This window comes from Mycobacterium simulans (genome assembly GCF_900232995.1).
Lineage (GTDB): Bacteria > Actinomycetota > Actinomycetes > Mycobacteriales > Mycobacteriaceae > Mycobacterium > Mycobacterium simulans.
On sequence record NZ_OCVX01000038.1, the window covers coordinates 1 to 2513 of the forward strand.

The 2513-nt window shown below is 66.9% G+C and carries 1 protein-coding gene; it reads left to right on the forward strand.

Going from position 1 to position 2513, the window contains the following annotated elements; translation table 11 throughout:
* Window positions 1-2513: type I polyketide synthase (locus MSIMFI_RS26745; RefSeq protein WP_191499948.1), on the forward strand; the 2513-nt coding region annotated here is incomplete at both ends.

Genomic DNA, 2513 nt, shown 5'->3' on the forward strand with positions numbered 1-2513 from the left:
ACCGCCATCACCGACTACCTAATCAACCTGCTCTCCGGGGCCGCCGCCCCCACCCGGGTCATCACCGCGGTCACCGCCCACACCGACGAACCCATCGCCGTGGTCGGCATGGCCTGTCGGTTGCCCGGTGGGGTGGATTCCGCGCAAGCGTTATGGGACTTGGTCCACAGCGGCACCGACGCGGTCGGAGGCTTCCCGACCGATCGGGGCTGGGATCTAGCCGGGTTGTTTGACCCCGACCCCGATGCGGTCGGCAAGACCTACACCCGCTCAGGCGCGTTCTTGACCGACGCGGCCGGATTCGACGCCGAGTTCTTCGGGATCTCCGCCCGCGAGGCCACCGCCATGGACCCCCAGCAGCGCCTGCTGTTGGAGGTGTGTTGGGAAGCATTAGAAACCGCCGGGATCGACCCCACCACCCTCGACGGCACCGACACCGGAGTCTTCGCCGGGATCGGAGTGCAGGGCTATGGGGTCAGCGATGCTGGCGGAGTAGAGGGCGCCGAGGGTTATGGGTTGACTGGGGCGGCTACGAGTGTGGCGTCGGGTCGGGTGGCGTATGTGTTGGGGTTGCAGGGTCCGGCGATCACGATTGATACCGCGTGTTCGTCGTCGTTGGTGGCCGCTCATTTGGCGTGTCAGTCGCTGCGTAACGGTGAGTCCAGTCTGGCTTTAGCGGGTGGGGTCACGGTGATGAGCAGCCCGGGACCTTTTGTGGAGTTCGCTCGTCAACGCGGACTAGCCCCCGATGGGCGGTGTAAAGCATTCGCCGCGGCCGCCGATGGCACGGGGTGGGGTGAGGGTGCGGCGGTGGTGGTGTTGGAGCGGCTCAGTGATGCTCAGCGTCATCGGCATCCGGTGTTGGCGGGGATCGCGGGCTCGGCGATCAACCAGGATGGTGCGTCGAATGGGTTGACCGCCCCCAACGGGCCCGCTCAGCAACGCGTGATCACTCAAGCCGCCGCCAACGCCGGTATCGCCCTGGATCAGGTGGATGTGGTGGAGGCCCACGGCACCGGCACCACCCTGGGAGATCCGATCGAAGCCGGTGCGTTGTTGGCCACCTATGGTGCTGGCCGCGACCCGCAGCGTCCGTTGTGGTTGGGCTCGGTCAAATCCAACATCGGCCATACCCAGGCCGCGGCGGGGGCCGCCGGGTTGATCAAAATGATCACCGCCCTCAACCGCGGGTGGCTGCCACCCACCCTGCATGTTGATCAGCCCAGCCCGCACATTGACTGGTCCACCGGTGCGGTGCGGTTGCTGACCGAGGCGATGCCGTGGCCCGATTCCGAGCATCCACGCACCGCGGCGGTGTCCTCGTTCGGGATCAGCGGCACCAACGCGCATCTGATCGTCCAACAACCCCCCACCCCTCCACCCACTGTCACCACGGCATCGACGGTTTCGGCGGGTCGGGCGCCGCTGCGGTTTTGGCCGTTGTCGGCGCGCACCCCCACCGCGCTGCGCGCTGCCGGGGCCCGACTACACCAACACCTACTCGATCATCCCGACCTGGATTTGACCGAGCTGGCCTACAGCCTGGCCACCACCCGCACCCACCACCCCTACCGGGCCGCGCTCACCACACCAACAGCCGACGACGACGCCCGCGCGCAGTTACTGGCCGGGCTGCACGCACTACGCACCGACCAACCCCACCCCCACCTAGCCCGCCATCACCTGACCCAACACAACAACAAACTCGTATTCGTGCTACCCGGCCAAGGCGCCCAATACCCCACCATGGGCAATCAGCTTTACGCCCACCACCGCGTCTTCGCCGACACCCTCAACCAGGTCTGCGCCGCCTTCGACCCCTACCTTGCAACCCCGCTGCGTGACATCGTTTTCGCCGACCCCGATTCCGCCCTGGCGCCGCTGCTGACCCAAACCGCCTACGCCCAACCCGCCCTATTCGCTTACGGCGTCGCCATGCACGCCGTACTCACCCACGCCGGCATCACCCCCGACATCCTGATGGGCCACTCCATCGGCGAACTCACCGCCGCCCATCTAGCCGGAGTGCTGTCCCTCGACGACGCCGCCACCCTGGTCAGCGCCCGCGGCCGACTCATGCAAGCCTGCACCCCCGGCGCGATGCTGGCCGTGCAAGCCACCGAACACGACCTGACCACCCTGCTCACCGACTACCCCGACACCGCCATCGCCGCGATCAACAGCCCCACCTCGATCGTCATCGCCGGACCCCACAACGACATCGACCAACTCACCCAACAGTGCACCACCCACGGCTACAAAACCACCCCACTAACCGTCAGCCACGCCTTCCACTCCCCCGCCATGGACCCCGCCCTAGCCGAATTCGGCGCCGTCGCCACCGGTTTGACCTTCCACCCTCCCAACCTGCCGGTCATCTCCAACCTCACCGGACAACTGGCCACCGACGACCAGCTCACCTCGCCGCGGTATTGGGCCCAGCATCTACGGCAAACCGTGCGCTTCGGCGACAGTGTGGCCGGATTGTTGGCCACCGGCGCCCACACCTTCGT